This window comes from Methylomonas rhizoryzae (assembly GCF_008632455.1).
Classification (GTDB): domain Bacteria; phylum Pseudomonadota; class Gammaproteobacteria; order Methylococcales; family Methylomonadaceae; genus Methylomonas; species Methylomonas rhizoryzae.
Map to the genome: position 1 here is coordinate 3,719,514 of NZ_CP043929.1, position 13,141 is coordinate 3,732,654.

Below are 13,141 nucleotides of genomic sequence, written 5' to 3' on the forward strand. Positions count from 1 at the left end.
ATGCAAACAGAACAATTACTCAAGCTGGTGGAACACGTGCTCGAAGAGCGCAAAGCCCTACAGGTAAAAACCTTGGACGTGCGCGGCAAAACCAGTATTACCGATTACATGGTCATCGCTACCGCCACTTCGACCCGTCACGCCAAATCCTTAGCCGATTACGTGATCGAAAAAGTCAAGGAACAGGGCGAAATGCCGTTAGGCGTGGAAGGCCAAGCGGGTTCCGACTGGGTGTTACTGGATTTGGGCGACGTGGTCCTGCACGTTATGACCACTCAAGCGCGCGAATATTATCAGCTGGAAAAGCTGTGGACAGTCGCGGCCGACAAAACCGAGTAGTTGGTTTTTTGCAGTCGGACTTCGGTGACTCATCCCGCGTTTTTGCTAATAGTCATTCAAGAATTCGGCGTCTCAGTCGATGAATGCTGAAGAAATCGTGAGGAATATCCAATGAAACGCGTCGCATTCATCCTGTTTTTCGGCATAACCCTGTTGAGCGGATTAACCGCTTGTTCCGGAGTGCAATCTCGTAACGAGCCAACAGCCGATTCGCCGACAGCCGCTAGAGTCTTGCAAGCGACGGGTTTCAGCCACTTCGACGACAGCGGCCGGCTGAACGTCGGCCAGCGTTGGTTATCGGCCCGGCAAATAGCCAAACTGAACGCTTATCGCGGGCTGGCCGATCAATTGTACGACGAGCCATTAGGACCTGATGCGACGGTAGGCTCGCGAGTCATCGAAAACGAAGTGTACCGGGTCTATCTGGACCTCTATTTGCGCCAGGCCCAAGCCAGCGACTACCGCACATTCAAAGACCGCTTGAAAACCGTGCTGCAACTGCCGTTGACTACCCGCTTCTACCATTGCATGAGCGGCACACCCGCGCTAGCCGAGCAATGCATACGCGAAGACGGTAAACTGGCTTACACCCGCTTGGGTTATAAAACCGCAACGACCACCCGGGTCAATCTAGCTTGCGGCAGCGCTGGCTGTAGCGACCAATTTCACGTAGGCGGTTTCAATTCCCGGCCGGGCCCGGTCGATTCCGCCTTGCTCGACGCCGGCTTATACGGAGTGGAATGGACATTGAACATGACCGGTCGAACCCTATTCAATTATTTGCTGATCAACGGCATCATCAATGCATTATAGGTTTTGGCTTTCATTGGCACTGGCGCTGATATTGGCGGCTTGCGGCAGCGGCGACGCCAGTCGCCGCATCGACCCGGAACAAATCCAACACCTGCGCAATCGCCAAGTGACGGTACAAGGCTTTGCGGCCGTCGGCGTGGGCGGCGTCTCCGCCGCCCGGCAAGCAGCCATCGACGACGCTATCGCCCAAGCCGCCCGAACCCTGGCCGACCGCGACCCGGGCGCAATGTCGACCAGCGAGGTCAAAGTGGTAGACGAATGGCAGGACCAAGACGGTTATCACGTGCAAGCCTTGGTGATGTTGTCTGCACAAAAAAGTTGTAATGCGCCGTACCGCAAACGTATCGTGGCAACCGGCTTTCCGGCCATGAATCCTTATCAGATCAGCGGCACGGAAACTCAAGACTTGTTCGGCGGCATTCCGCGCGAAATCGGCAACTTGCTGATGGAACGCGGCGATTTTATCGCCTACAACCTCACCGATTCGTCACTGTACGTCCGTCCGGATCTGGCCCCGGAAATTCCGGCCAGCGGCGGATTTTCCGGCAACGTCATTCTCGACATTGCCAAACGGCATAATGCCCAATTGGTGCTATCCGGCATCATTCGCGACTTTAGAGTGGAATCCACCGAATACGTGCGCGGAGCCGGCGTATTGGCCGAATTGAAATCGGCCATGCGCGATTACGTGGGCCGGCGCAGCATCGGCATAGACGTTTTCATGCACGACGGCTTCACCGGCGCCTTGCTGTTCCAACACCGCTACACCGATTCGATTATCGGCGACGTCAATCTACCCTCCGGCTACAACGTCGGTAGCGAACGCTTCGAAGACACCCCGTCCGGCCATAAAATCGGCGACATCGTCCGTCAGGCTAGCCAAGACATCGCCGACTTGTTCAGCTGCTATCCCTTCTCCGCCCGGGTCATCCGAACCGAATTAGGCCGCATCACCATAGGCGCCGGCGCGCAAGACAAGATCAAAGTCGGCGACCGATTTATGGTGTATTCGGCCGGCTTCGCCGATAGCGCCGGCCTGGGCTATACCGACCCTATCGGCATCTTGAGCATTGCCGAAGTCGGTCCGTCTATGGCGGCCGGCAGCCTGGAGCAAAACGCGCGCACCTTGGTCCGCCCCGGCGACTGGGTACGCAGTTTTACCACCTATTGAGCCCCGCCGGCATGCAGCCGGAATCAATCTAGGCAAATTCGCCGCACGAATGCGGGCTTTACCCCTCAAGCCGACGCCGAGTCCGAAAATAGCCGAATGACGACCACCCCGGCAACGATCAAAGCCATGCCCCAAAGTGCCGGCGCATCCAATTTCTGCCCGAAGCCGAACCAACCGACCAAGGTAATCAAGACGATGCCGGCCCCGGACCAGATGGCGTAACAGACACCGACCGGAATGGTACGCAAGGTCAGCATCAAACAATAAAACGCCAACCCGTAACCCGCCAGCGTCAATAGCGATGGCCAGAACCGGGAAAACTCCTCGCTGGCTTTCAACGCCGACGTCGCGATCACTTCCGCCACGATGGCAACCGCCAGAAACCACCAATCGTTCATTACGTTTTTGCCTCATTAAAATACCGCAAGCCAAAAAACCTCATTAATGGTAGCTTTTACAAAACCACACACTAGCCGAGAGATTCATCATGGCGTCCCGGAATGTAAACCTGATAAGTACGAAAGCTGCGAACGACACACCGAGAGCCCTTCAAACTTCAACATGCTGATGTCTTTCTCTGAAAGTAGCGCGTTAGTCTTCCAGGCAAAATGCCCTAACGCAAAACATCCTCCACTTTCATCGCCGGCACCATGCCGCGCCCTCATGAACGTTAGGTAATTATCACCATGCAGGGGACCTGCCATGCCCATTACAACCCATAAACAGCTCTCGACTCACCGAATTCTGTTGACTGCAATCGGTTGCATTTTCTGGCTGATGATAGGCCTGCATCAATCACCGGTTTGGGCGGCATCCGTGGTTAAAGGCATCCGGCTCAGCAAAACCAACCCGGTTGAAAATACCGCCAATCAGACCTTTGATAGCTATATCACGCTGACCAACACCACTAAGAACAGTAAGCGATCTTTTAACCACATCTGTATAAGCAGACCGAAAGGCGTGAAGATAGTGTCCCCTTATCACAAGGTGGACACCTACGAAGGAGCACAAGATTCAATTATCGCGGCCATTAATCGTGGGACATGGTCGAGACGGCCGATGTCTGTATGATCCGGAAGCCAAGCGGGAGTTGGTGGACGTTTGCTTGCAACCGGGTATTTCGGTAGTCAAGGTCGCGCTGGAATACGGTATTAATGCCAATCTGCTGCGCAAGTGGATGGGGCTTTACCGTGAAACGGGGCAACCGAACACGAACATTCCGTTAGCATTGCCGGCTTTTGTACCCGTTCATTCACTGAACGCTGAAAAATCGGCTGAGTCGATACTCAATGCGGAGTTGCCCAACGGCGTTAAACTGGCGTTGCTCTCTGGTGCGCTGACCGATCTACCATTGATTTTGAAAGTCTTAGCCGAGCTGCCATGTTCCGTTTCGACGCCGGATTGAAGGTCTACCTGCACCGCGAGCCGGTCGATGATGGTCGCAAGGCCATTAATGGCTTGGCATTGTTGGTCGAGCAGGCATTAGGCCTGAACCCCTTTGAGCCGGCCATCTATGTGTTCAGCAATCGGCGGCGGGATCGGATCAAACTGCTGTTATGGGATCGTACCGGTTTCTGGCTGATGCTCAAACGGCTGGAGACGGATCGATTTTGCTGGCCGAAAGAGGCGGCTGTCGTCACGTTGACGGTCGAGCAACTGCACTGGCTGTTAGCCGGTATTGACCTGGCGGCGATGCGGCCGCATCCGGCGCGAAGGTATGCAAAAGTTAGCTGAAACAATGGCTTAAATCGAATAAAATAGCGGCATGACGACCACCATCACGCTGTCCGCTGACGAATACCAAGCGTTGCTATCCGACCAGCAAACCTTGCTGACCGAGCAACAACGGCTGACTCAACAACTGCGGTTAGTGACGATCGAGCGTGATTGTTTGAAAGAACGCGTGGATGCCTTTTTGCATAAGCTGTATGCCGCCAAGTCTGAAGCGCGGGCCAACCCAACACAACGCGACCTATTCCTGAACGAAGCCGAAGCCTTAGCCCCTAAAGGTGCACCGGTCGCCGAGGAAAGTACGCCCGAAACGATCGAGGTGGCCGGCCACAACCGCAAAAAACGCGGCCGCAAACCACTCGATCCGCATCTGCCGCGCGAGATTGTGCGGCATGAACTGCCGGAAGCCGAACGCCTCTGCGCGCATGACGGCAGTCGGCTGGTGGAAATCGGCGCCGAAATCAGCGAGCAACTCGACATCGTGCCGCAACAGGTTCGGGTGATTCAGCATCACCGTATCAAATATGCCTGCCCCTGCTGCGACAACAGCATTCGGGTGACGCCGGCACCGGTTCGCATCATTCCCAAAGGCTTATTCACCGAAGCCGCATTGGCCTGGATCGTCACCGCCAAATACCAGGATGGTCTGCCGCTGTACCGACAAGCTGCATTACTCAGCCGTTTCGGCGGCGATCTGTCGCGCACCACGCTGGCGGCCAGCATGGTACGGGTCGGGCAGGCGGTGCAGCCCATCATCAATTTACTGCGCGACCATCTGCTGGAGGCCGATCTGATCCTGGGCGACGAAACCGCCGTGCAGGTGCTTAAGGAATCCGGGCGCGCCGCGCAAACGAAAAGTTATTTGTGGGCACAGATGACCGGCTCCGGGCCGCCGATCCGACTGTTCAGCTACACGCCGGGGCGCGGCGGCACGCATGCGCAGCCGCTGTATGACGGCATCAAACCCGGTACGGTCCTGATGAGCGACGGCTATGAAGTGTATAACACCATTGCGGCGGTGCGCGGTGTCATTCACCTCGGCTGTTGGGCGCATGCGCGCCGTTACTTTGTCGAAGCCGAAACCGCCATACCCAAAGCCGTGCGCGGCCCGGAACAACTGGCGACGCAGTTTATTGCCGCCATAGGCCAACTCTACGCCATTGAAGCCAAAGCGAAAGACCTGAGCGTCGAACAACGTGGACAGCAGCGGCAACAGTTGAGCAAACCAGTGTTAGCCAAGATCGAAGGCTTGCTGGTAGAGCATCTGCATGCGGTCACCCCCGGCAGTTTGCTGGGTAAGGCCTTGCATTACCTGTCGTCGCAATGGCCGAAGCTGATCCGCTTTGTCGAGAACGGTGCTTGGCCTATTGGTAGAGTCGAGATGTGGCGCGATGGCCTAAGGTTAGGCCTAACTGTTGCTGCCTCTTTCGTTTGGCAGTGCCTCATTTCAATCGAGCGCGCACCGCTGACCCGCAAAGCGTTGAAATGTCGCTCCAATCCTCGCACCGCGCTCGTTCATAGCCGCGTTTGAATTGTCTGAGCTCTACACTAATCGCGGCTCATAATTGCACTTCTTGTCCATTACGACTTTCTAGACTTTAAGAGTCGCCGTTTTTTACTCGTATCTTTCGCAATCAATGCGGAAAAAGCACAGTCGGAAGATGATTTCCGATATAACCGATTATGAAATCCCGCTCATTTCTGTCTTCAATAAAATGAATACGATGACTCTTCGAAAAATCAGTATGGCGTTCAAATACGCCAAATACGTTTCCCTTTGGCATACGGAATTTACGGGCAGCAAGGTGATCGGAGTTGCTCATTGTAGAAGCGCTTTCTCCTCGCCATTGAAACAGGTAACTCGGAGCAACAGATCCGGCGTCACGCCAATGTTCCGCTGTTTCATTCATTTTGGCTAATTTTGCCAGCACTCCGCTAATGTATCGGGAATCAAGTTGTTCGATTTGATCTGCGACATCAGGCGAAAATCGTAAATTTGGGAAAAGCTTCCCTTTCTCAGAATTCAATTCTGCTGCCGTGGTAACCGAGCTAATATATCTTTTCTTGAACAATTCCAGAAGCGAATAACAATGACTTTCGCGACTGGCATGATCAACCATAACTTCTCCAACGATTGATAGATCCTTACAAACATAAGCTTTGAGCTGATGCACATCCCATAAAGGGGATGTAGGCACACTGACTACAATATCTCCGCGGTAAAGAGCGAAACCAACTGCAAAACAGTCTGGCCCTTCAACGGTTGCTATACGGTACTCTTGACCAATCAACGCCTCTTCAAGCTCTTGATCAAGTGATATGCCATTCTCAATTGGTATTTTCGTATCGAGTGTCAATACGAAGGATCGCATTTCACGATCTATGGTGCTATCAAATAACCATTCTTCTACCGCCCATTCATCATCAGACTGTGTCGGTATACGGACATCCTGAAGGCAGCATTGAGACCGGACGACATTATTAGTGGCCCCGATGTCAATTAATGTAGCGATAACCGAAACAAACTCTTCGAAAGCTATACGCGCAGTTGTGAGATCGGGGACGGAGCAACGGGTAATAGATGTTTCATTGAAAATGATATCTGGCGTACGCATATTTCATTTCAGGTCTTCGATTTACGGACGAGTGCCGCGAGCATACGTTCGTGTTCATCAAAAAAGCCATCAGGCCAGAAGGAAAGTCTACCGTTAGCATCAATTTCCGGTGTTTCTATATAGGCATTTGTCCCTTCACGTTGGAAGTAATGAAATGCAACGTTTTCAGCTGTTAACTCTTCTCGCCGAACTGCCACACGCAATCCATTCATGACGTGGTCGCTGTGGGTCTCTAAAATAACCTGGACATTTCGACCAACCAAAGCAATCAACCTTGCAAGTTCGGCTTGACCTCGTGGATGTAAGTGAGCCTCAGGGTTTTCCAATAGTAATACGGTGCCGGATTCAGCAGAAAGCAGAGCCACTACGAGTGGTAAACAATACGTCAAACCGAAGCCGACATGAGTTGGCCTATAGTAACGCGAAGCCACATCACCTCGCCGTTCAAAACCATAACCTAACAGAGAAACTCCGGCGTCGCGTAGCGGTTTCACATCTATGCGTACACCAGGGCTAAGTTCGCCCAACCATGCCTGAACATGATGAATAAGGCTATCGCCTTTAGCGGCTGGATGGCGCGCAGCAATATTTTCTACGGGTGCCTCGCCATGTTCGATTAGGTAACGAATTGCATATTCACCATAGATACCTAACCCTTTGGTTTGCTCGACATCTTCATATGGATAAGTGAGCCGAGGTCCCCAGCGTTCCGCGCTCAGATACGAAAACCGTAACTGATCAAGAGTAGCCAAATCCTTGCGCTCGAATACGTCTTCTGTAACCAGTCGGTGAGTCTGGGGATGATATTTGAAACGCCACGAATGCGACTGCTGAGACGTTTCACAGGCGATTAGCATCTCGTCAGACTCGGCAAATTCGTATAACAACTCTCGACCGCTACCCTGAGATACGTAGTCGCCATTAGGAAATAATTCAACGTGATCAGTGCTTGGGTCTCGCTGATAATCGATCTGTTTCAAAAGCAAGAGCGCTTGTATTACCGAACTTTTACCCGCACTGTTCAAGCCGGCAAGTAGCGTGACGTTACGAAATGGAATTTCTAAAGTCTTAAATCCTTTGAAATTTTCAAGATGCAGATTTTTCAGCATGCATAACCTCCTGAATCAGATTTTCGATTTTTTTAAACCGTAGCCGTACATTAGAAACGGAGCCTGTAGCCGCTGAAATCGACGATTGAAAATCAAAGTCATGCATCAAAATCTTTGCGAATTTATTCATCAGCTCATCGCGATGTTTCTCAAGGTAATCGATTTCATCGCTCGAAAGTTTTGACAAACTCACTGCCCACACTTCGAAAAGTGCTTTATTGATTGGGCTTAGCCTATATCCGGAACCGTAATATTTTCGAAACGCCCATTTGCCAAAGATCCGCTTCGCAGCATCCATCGTATTTTTGAAGCGTTTGGTTAGGTTCTTAATTTTATTATCCGGCCACGAATTGATTTCATCCATGGTTTGAATTAATAACGCATCGAGATCGCCAGTACTGTATTTATCGGGAGGATTAATATAGAACGCACAAAATCTAAGTACACACTCCCGATCGGCCATGCGCTCGTCGCGAATACTATTACGGGTTGCCTCTTTGAAATTTTTGGATTCAGCCAATTCTTTTAGTAATTGTGTAGCGGCTCCTTGCTTGATAGCATGGCGAATTTCCTGTGCCGATAATGGCAATCCGCCGGTATTAATGCGCTTGAAGATATTAAACATAACCGGCGAAGGAGTACCCGGCTGAATTATGTGAACGGTGACTTCACTTTCTAAGATTCGGCGTTGCATCTGCCGATTAAGATCAACAAATTTTTTACCATTCAGCTTATGAAGAAACTCTAATCCCTGTAACACCAACTCTTTGTCGTGAATGAACTCCTTGAGTGTCGTGATACGTTGCAGGCCGTCAACTACAGACCAGCAATCATGTTGATTCGAAGCGACGTAAAATACAGGTAAGGGAATCCGCAGCAGCAAAGATTCAATGAGGCGCGATTTCCTAGTCAGGTCCCATATACCGGCCCGACGTTGAAAATCAGGCATCAAGTCTATCTCTTCATCACCACCTCGAATCCTTGCCATGATTAAATCGACCGTCATAGGCTTAGTCTTGACATCGATCTTTTCAGGATCGAAGGGCTCAACAATTGCGACGGCGTCATCAGAAGTTTTCTCAACCTCTACTCCAGTACGCTGCTGATCAGAAGTCAATTCTTCCAACAACTCTTGTTCTTGCAAATTTTCTTTATCCATGTAACCCAGATCGCTTTAATCTTTGCCTAACAAATTGCTTATCACCAAAAACTACAAATTCAAAGAATGTTCGGGCAGCAATCACAATATGCTCATTATAAGTGGTTATATCAGGCTGCTGTCAGCGCCCTAATTAGAATTAGCCATGACCTCCGAGCCATGCACCTCAGTCATATCGCAAACCGTTGGCCAGTGCCGCTTCTTTAGCGGATAGCGATTCAGCCCCCTTCCGCCCCCTGAAAACACCAATGCCAGGGTTCGTAACGATAACCCGATGCGTTGCCGGGCGGGTAGGACATGACGAAGCCGAAGCGGTTGGCGTTGGCCTTTAGCCAGGCGAAGGCTGCGGTCAGTTCGAAACCCTGTTGCACCGCCGGTGCATCCGGGCAGGTCAGATCCACGGCGCGGCCGGTGTGGTGTTCGCTGTAGCCGGGCGGCGCCAGCACGGTCAGGATATCAGCAATTGCCGCGCCGGCGTCGAGCTTGGCGCGGATGATCTCGGCCTGGCGTTCCACGCTGCGGTAGGCCGAGATCAGGTAAATCTCGATGCCGTCGGTCGCTGCGGCGGCTTTCATCGCCTGCCAGGCGCGGCCGGCTGCCGGGGCCATTAGAAACTCCCTGCCCTTAGGGTCGACGTCGGCGACGGCCAAGCTTTCTGCCGCAGGATACAGGCGCAAGCCGCGGGCTTCGACCGCTTCGACCGCAATTCCCAGCGCAGCGCAGAGCGCACGCGGATCGCAGCTCGCCGTTTCCGGAGAATGCGTCATGTCCGCACCGGGTTAACAGGGCCATCCGCCGAACCGGCCGGCATTTGACCGAGGTGACTGCGATTTCGCAGCGGCCCTATCAAAGCGATCCAGCAACGGCTCCCGCAGGGTTTGGCCGAACGAGCTGAGCCGCCGAGTCAAGTCTTTAATTCCCATCATTTCCTCAAAACAAGCCGTCGTCGCGGCCCAACTTCCTCTGAAATTAACTGCGTTGTTCCCAAAGGCAGAACAAGCCGTTCTGTTAAAAGCCGATCCAAGCATTCAGCGCGGTTTATGGATATCCAGTTTCCGCATCCGATAGCGCAACGTGCTGGGCTTGACCCGCAAGCGCTGCGCTGCGCCTTGCGGGCCTTCTATGACCCAGCGGGTTTGCTCCAGCACCTGCAGGATATGTTCGCGGGCGACCGCATCCAGACTGGCGTCGCCGAGCTGGAGCGGCGCAACGGAAACGTCCGTCGCACTGCCCGGCAATTGCTCGGCGCCGATCTCCAGCCACGGCCCGTCGGCCAGGATGATGGCGCGCTCGATGATGTTTTCCAGTTCGCGGATGTTGCCGGGCCAGCGGTAGTTCTGCAAACGTCGCATCGATTCGGCGCCGACGCCGTTGATTTTTTTGCCGATTTTCGGCGCGAATTTGCCGATCAGAAAATCGGCCAGCAGCGGAATGTCTTCCAGCCGCTCCCGCAGCGGCGGCGTGGTCAGCGGAAACACGTTCAGCCGGTAGAACAAATCCTCGCGGAAATTTTTGTTCGCCACCTCCTGCAACAAGTCGCGGTTGGTAGCGGTGATGACCCGCACGTCCATTTTGATCGGGGTCTGGCCGCCGACGCGTTCGAATTCGCGTTCCTGGATCACCCGTAATAATTTGACCTGCTTGAGCGGGACGGGGTATGTACCCCGTCCCAAACTTTTCAAGCCAGTTCAAAGATAATGCAAACGTTACGGACGGATTAAATAATCCGTCCAACCCCAATTATCAGAGGTGATTTGATTAACCATGCCCTCCCGACGCGTAGCAACCGAGTTAAACGCCGGCACCTATTACGTCACCTTGACGGTCGCCCGTTGGTATTATTTGTTCGATCGCTTCGAACGCTGGCAAATCCTGGCGGACTCGATCCGTTATTGCCAAGAACATAAAGCCTTGCATCTCAACGGTTACGTGTTCATGTTGAATCATTTGCATTTGATCGTAACCTCCCCGGATGTCGCTGGCTTTTTACGGGATTTCAAACGTTTCACCTCCAAACAACTGAAACAAAACATCGAAACCCACGAGCCGCGCATTTTGCCGTTATTTACCGACGAAGCCGGGCAGTATCAGTTTTGGCAAAATACCAACGCGCCCAAGAAAATTGAAAATCCGGCGTTTTATCGCCAAAAACTCAATTACATCCACGAAAACCCGGTAAGAAAAAATTACGTGGAAAAACCGGAGCATTGGCGCTGGTCATCCGCCAATCCCCATACCCCGGTTAATGTGATGTTTTTATGATGGCCGTACAAGGGATAAAAGCTGAATTCGCCGACAAGCAAACACCATGCTAACTTTTCAACCCTTTTGGGCCCTCGCCACTCGCTATCGTATTGCTACGACTAAAACCCTCTTCATAAACTTCGCAAAAGCGAACGACCGCTCAACGCCAACGACACGCCTCAGCATAGATGGCCGGGTTAACCCGCGTAGGGAGGAAGCCGATACGACTGCTGGGATGCAGGAGGTAGAGCAACGCATGGAGCAGTTGCCGAGGCGTTCCGCCATTTTGGGATCGGTTTACCGAGTTCCGCCGAATGCCCCCGCGTCAGAATAGTTGTCGCCCAGCCACACGTAGTTGCGGGCGCTGCCGTTGCCGGTCTGTTCGTAGATCAAGCGGCCGGCGGTATCGTTTACGTAGCGGGTTTGCCCGGCCCCGTTGGTTTTCAACACCCGCCGCCGGCCGCTGCTTATACCGATGTCTATTCCGCCGGATAGTCCACGGTCGGATCATTTACATTCCAAGCGCAAGGCGCAAGCGGCCTAGAAATTCAACTCCAAGGACAAACAAGCCGACACTCAGTTCTCACCGGCTTCGGATTGCGGCCCATTCGGCATTAATAAGTCTTCCAGAAAAAACGCGGAGAGTTCGATGCGGTTATTCACCCCCGCCTTACGGTAAATCGCCCTAGCCTGGTCTCTTATGGTTCGCTCGCTCGAGTGCCGCAGCTCGGCAATTTGTGCGTGGCTTAACCCCTTCAACATGAACATGCCAACCTCAGCTTCCGCCCGGGTTAACTGCCAACTATCGAATTGCTGCTGAATCTGTTTGGCCAAGCCGACGATCAAGTCCCGATTGGCATCGCGCCAATGCCGAGCTTGCCGATTGGCCAGCTCCAGATCGTGTCTCAGCAAAGCGATCTTCGCTTGTGCAGACAAGCAATACAATCGCCAGAAATAAACGATCCCGGAAAGCGACAGCGACAGTATGCCCAACTCCAGCAGTAAATGCTGCCAGTGCACGCCTTCCCGGTAGTCTCCGACCATATCCAGGGCAATCAACACGCAAATCATCAGACTGATGAGAATCGCCCAAAGGTTGACACGTTTGTTTTCGATCATCGATTGCTCCCAAAATTGAGTCAAAAACCCCCTTATACGTCGGATGACGGATGCAGGAAAAAACGAATTTCCACACTATATGTGCAAGTTTCAAATTGGAGCGCCGCACAGTATGGCAAAAGATTCAAAAAAAGTGAAAGTTTGGGATCCCGTAGTACGAATCGGCCACTGGTTGTTGATACCTGCCGTTTTTACCGCGTATTTCAGTGAAGACGACTTGATGCCACTGCACATCGTGGCGGGCTACGTCGTGAGCACGATCGTCTTGATTCGTTTGATTTGGGGTTTTTGTGGTAGCCGTTACGCTCGGTTTGCGGATTTCGTATATTCACCTGCCGCAATCCTCGCCTATTTGCAACAGATGCTTTCAGGCAAATCTCAGCACTATATCGGCCACAACCCGGCCGGCGGTGCGATGGTCGTCGCTTTGCTGCTAAGCCTTGCCGCAACCTCGCTATCAGGTTTGAAATTGTATGCACTAGAAGAAAACGACGGCCCCTGGGCTTGGGCCGCAGAAATTGCAACATCTAACGGCTCGCCGCAACATCAAATCAAAAGCGGATTAGCCTCACCTTCGGCCAACACCGTTCTTCCCGCTACCGATAAAAAATCCGAAGAATTTTGGGAAGAATTGCACGAGTTGTTTGCGAACCTGACTCTGGCATTGGCCACATTGCATATCACCGCAGTCCTTTATTCGTCCCGGAGAGAAAAACAACAACTAATTACAGCCATGTTGAGTGGGGTTAAGGAAATAGACGACTCCTATAAATGAACCTCCCACACAGATAACCCGCTAGGTGACGAACAATACGCCCACTAACTCGTCTTCAAGAGCGGT

16 protein-coding genes and 1 pseudogene are annotated in these 13,141 nt (G+C 52.5%); 9 read left to right on the forward strand and 8 right to left on the reverse strand.

Going from position 1 to position 13,141, the window contains the following annotated elements; genetic code table 11:
* From rsfS to F1E05_RS16560, 3 genes are all read left to right on the forward strand, one after another.
* Positions 1-339 (forward strand): ribosome silencing factor, encoded by a 339-nt coding sequence (gene rsfS, locus F1E05_RS16550; RefSeq protein ID WP_150050402.1) that lies wholly within the window; start codon positions 1-3, stop codon positions 337-339.
* A 111-nt stretch (positions 340-450) separates the two neighbouring features.
* Positions 451-1,152 (forward strand): hypothetical protein, encoded by a 702-nt coding sequence (locus F1E05_RS16555; RefSeq protein ID WP_150050405.1) that lies wholly within the window; start codon positions 451-453, stop codon positions 1,150-1,152.
* Complete coding sequence (locus F1E05_RS16560) at positions 1,142-2,323, forward strand: flagella assembly protein FlgT middle domain-containing protein (protein WP_150050407.1); 1,182 nt, start codon at positions 1,142-1,144, stop codon at positions 2,321-2,323. Before F1E05_RS16555 ends, F1E05_RS16560 begins: the two co-directional genes overlap by 11 nt.
* A 65-nt stretch (positions 2,324-2,388) precedes the next feature.
* Here the strand turns inward: F1E05_RS16560 and F1E05_RS16565 are convergent, their stop codons facing one another.
* A complete protein-coding gene (locus F1E05_RS16565) occupies positions 2,389-2,721 on the reverse strand; it encodes a DMT family transporter (RefSeq protein ID WP_150050409.1) in 333 nt (110 codons plus the stop codon).
* Positions 2,722-3,025: 304 nt separating this feature from the next.
* On the opposite strand from F1E05_RS16565, the gene F1E05_RS16570 reads away from it, so the two are divergent.
* The 4 genes and pseudogenes from F1E05_RS16570 to tnpC all read left to right on the forward strand — a co-directional run.
* Positions 3,026-3,394: a hypothetical protein gene (locus F1E05_RS16570; protein WP_150050411.1), complete on the forward strand. Its 369-nt coding sequence runs from the start codon at positions 3,026-3,028 to the stop codon at positions 3,392-3,394.
* Positions 3,395-3,428: 34 nt separating this feature from the next.
* Positions 3,429-3,728: a transposase gene (locus F1E05_RS16575; protein ID WP_232056685.1), complete on the forward strand. Its 300-nt coding sequence runs from the start codon at positions 3,429-3,431 to the stop codon at positions 3,726-3,728.
* Positions 3,704-4,057, forward strand: coding sequence for an IS66 family insertion sequence element accessory protein TnpB (gene tnpB / locus F1E05_RS16580; RefSeq protein WP_150050413.1), 354 nt, complete (start codon positions 3,704-3,706; stop codon positions 4,055-4,057). Before F1E05_RS16575 ends, tnpB begins: the two co-directional genes overlap by 25 nt.
* Before the next feature lie 31 nt (positions 4,058-4,088).
* A pseudogene (gene tnpC / locus F1E05_RS16585) lies at positions 4,089-5,423 on the forward strand (IS66 family transposase); the annotation flags it as partial.
* 265 nt (positions 5,424-5,688) lie between these two features.
* Here tnpC and F1E05_RS16590 read toward each other — a convergent pair.
* The 5 genes from F1E05_RS16590 to F1E05_RS16610 all read right to left on the reverse strand — a co-directional run bounded on the left by F1E05_RS16590 (position 5,689) and on the right by F1E05_RS16610 (position 10,610).
* Positions 5,689-6,669 (reverse strand): hypothetical protein, encoded by a 981-nt coding sequence (locus F1E05_RS16590; RefSeq protein ID WP_150050415.1) that lies wholly within the window; start codon positions 6,667-6,669, stop codon positions 5,689-5,691.
* An 8-nt stretch (positions 6,670-6,677) separates the two neighbouring features.
* Positions 6,678-7,778, reverse strand: coding sequence for an AAA family ATPase (locus tag F1E05_RS16595; protein WP_150050417.1), 1,101 nt, complete (start codon positions 7,776-7,778; stop codon positions 6,678-6,680).
* The gene (locus tag F1E05_RS16600; protein ID WP_150050419.1) at positions 7,756-8,937 is read right to left on the reverse strand and encodes a DUF262 domain-containing protein; all 1,182 of its coding nucleotides are present in this window, start codon (positions 8,935-8,937) and stop codon (positions 7,756-7,758) included. The genes F1E05_RS16595 and F1E05_RS16600 overlap by 23 nt, the downstream gene beginning before the upstream one ends.
* Positions 8,938-9,155: 218 nt before the next feature.
* Positions 9,156-9,704: a M15 family metallopeptidase gene (locus F1E05_RS16605; protein WP_150050421.1), complete on the reverse strand. Its 549-nt coding sequence runs from the start codon at positions 9,702-9,704 to the stop codon at positions 9,156-9,158.
* A 261-nt stretch (positions 9,705-9,965) separates the two neighbouring features.
* On the reverse strand, positions 9,966-10,610 hold the full coding sequence (locus F1E05_RS16610; protein WP_232056687.1) for an AAA-type ATPase lid domain-containing protein: 645 nt from the start codon (positions 10,608-10,610) through the stop codon (positions 9,966-9,968).
* 91 nt (positions 10,611-10,701) lie between these two features.
* On the opposite strand from F1E05_RS16610, the gene F1E05_RS16615 reads away from it, so the two are divergent.
* Positions 10,702-11,199 (forward strand): REP-associated tyrosine transposase, encoded by a 498-nt coding sequence (locus F1E05_RS16615; RefSeq protein WP_150050423.1) that lies wholly within the window; start codon positions 10,702-10,704, stop codon positions 11,197-11,199.
* Positions 11,200-11,478: 279 nt separating this feature from the next.
* On the opposite strand, the gene F1E05_RS20320 is transcribed toward F1E05_RS16615, so the two are convergent.
* Positions 11,479-11,628, reverse strand: a complete 150-nt coding sequence (locus F1E05_RS20320; RefSeq protein ID WP_190303173.1) for a hypothetical protein — start codon at positions 11,626-11,628, stop codon at positions 11,479-11,481.
* Positions 11,629-11,757: 129 nt separating this feature from the next.
* Complete coding sequence (locus tag F1E05_RS16620) at positions 11,758-12,300, reverse strand: helix-turn-helix transcriptional regulator (RefSeq protein ID WP_150050425.1); 543 nt, start codon at positions 12,298-12,300, stop codon at positions 11,758-11,760.
* Positions 12,301-12,343: 43 nt separating this feature from the next.
* Between F1E05_RS16620 and F1E05_RS16625 the strand changes: the two genes are divergently transcribed.
* On the forward strand, positions 12,344-13,075 hold the full coding sequence (locus F1E05_RS16625; protein WP_232056688.1) for a cytochrome b/b6 domain-containing protein: 732 nt from the start codon (positions 12,344-12,346) through the stop codon (positions 13,073-13,075).
* Positions 13,076-13,141 lie beyond the last annotated feature (66 nt).

Excerpts from the sequence above, each read along its gene's own strand:
- F1E05_RS16590 (WP_150050415.1), bottom strand. The coding sequence starts at position 6,669 with ATGCGTACGCCAGATATCATTTTCAATGAAACATCTATTACCCGTTGC.
- F1E05_RS16570 (WP_150050411.1), top strand. The coding sequence starts at position 3,026 with ATGCCCATTACAACCCATAAACAGCTCTCGACTCACCGAATTCTGTTG.
- F1E05_RS16615 (WP_150050423.1), top strand. The coding sequence starts at position 10,702 with ATGCCCTCCCGACGCGTAGCAACCGAGTTAAACGCCGGCACCTATTAC.
- F1E05_RS16560 (WP_150050407.1), top strand. The coding sequence starts at position 1,142 with ATGCATTATAGGTTTTGGCTTTCATTGGCACTGGCGCTGATATTGGCG.
- F1E05_RS16595 (WP_150050417.1), bottom strand. The coding sequence starts at position 7,778 with ATGCTGAAAAATCTGCATCTTGAAAATTTCAAAGGATTTAAGACTTTA.
- F1E05_RS16555 (WP_150050405.1), top strand. The coding sequence starts at position 451 with ATGAAACGCGTCGCATTCATCCTGTTTTTCGGCATAACCCTGTTGAGC.
- F1E05_RS16625 (WP_232056688.1), top strand. The coding sequence starts at position 12,344 with ATGACGGATGCAGGAAAAAACGAATTTCCACACTATATGTGCAAGTTT.
- F1E05_RS16620 (WP_150050425.1), bottom strand. The coding sequence starts at position 12,300 with ATGATCGAAAACAAACGTGTCAACCTTTGGGCGATTCTCATCAGTCTG.
- F1E05_RS16605 (WP_150050421.1), bottom strand. The coding sequence starts at position 9,704 with ATGACGCATTCTCCGGAAACGGCGAGCTGCGATCCGCGTGCGCTCTGC.
- F1E05_RS16600 (WP_150050419.1), bottom strand. The coding sequence starts at position 8,937 with ATGGATAAAGAAAATTTGCAAGAACAAGAGTTGTTGGAAGAATTGACT.
- tnpB (WP_150050413.1), top strand. The coding sequence starts at position 3,704 with ATGTTCCGTTTCGACGCCGGATTGAAGGTCTACCTGCACCGCGAGCCG.
- F1E05_RS16565 (WP_150050409.1), bottom strand. The coding sequence starts at position 2,721 with ATGAACGATTGGTGGTTTCTGGCGGTTGCCATCGTGGCGGAAGTGATC.
- rsfS (WP_150050402.1), top strand. The coding sequence starts at position 1 with ATGCAAACAGAACAATTACTCAAGCTGGTGGAACACGTGCTCGAAGAG.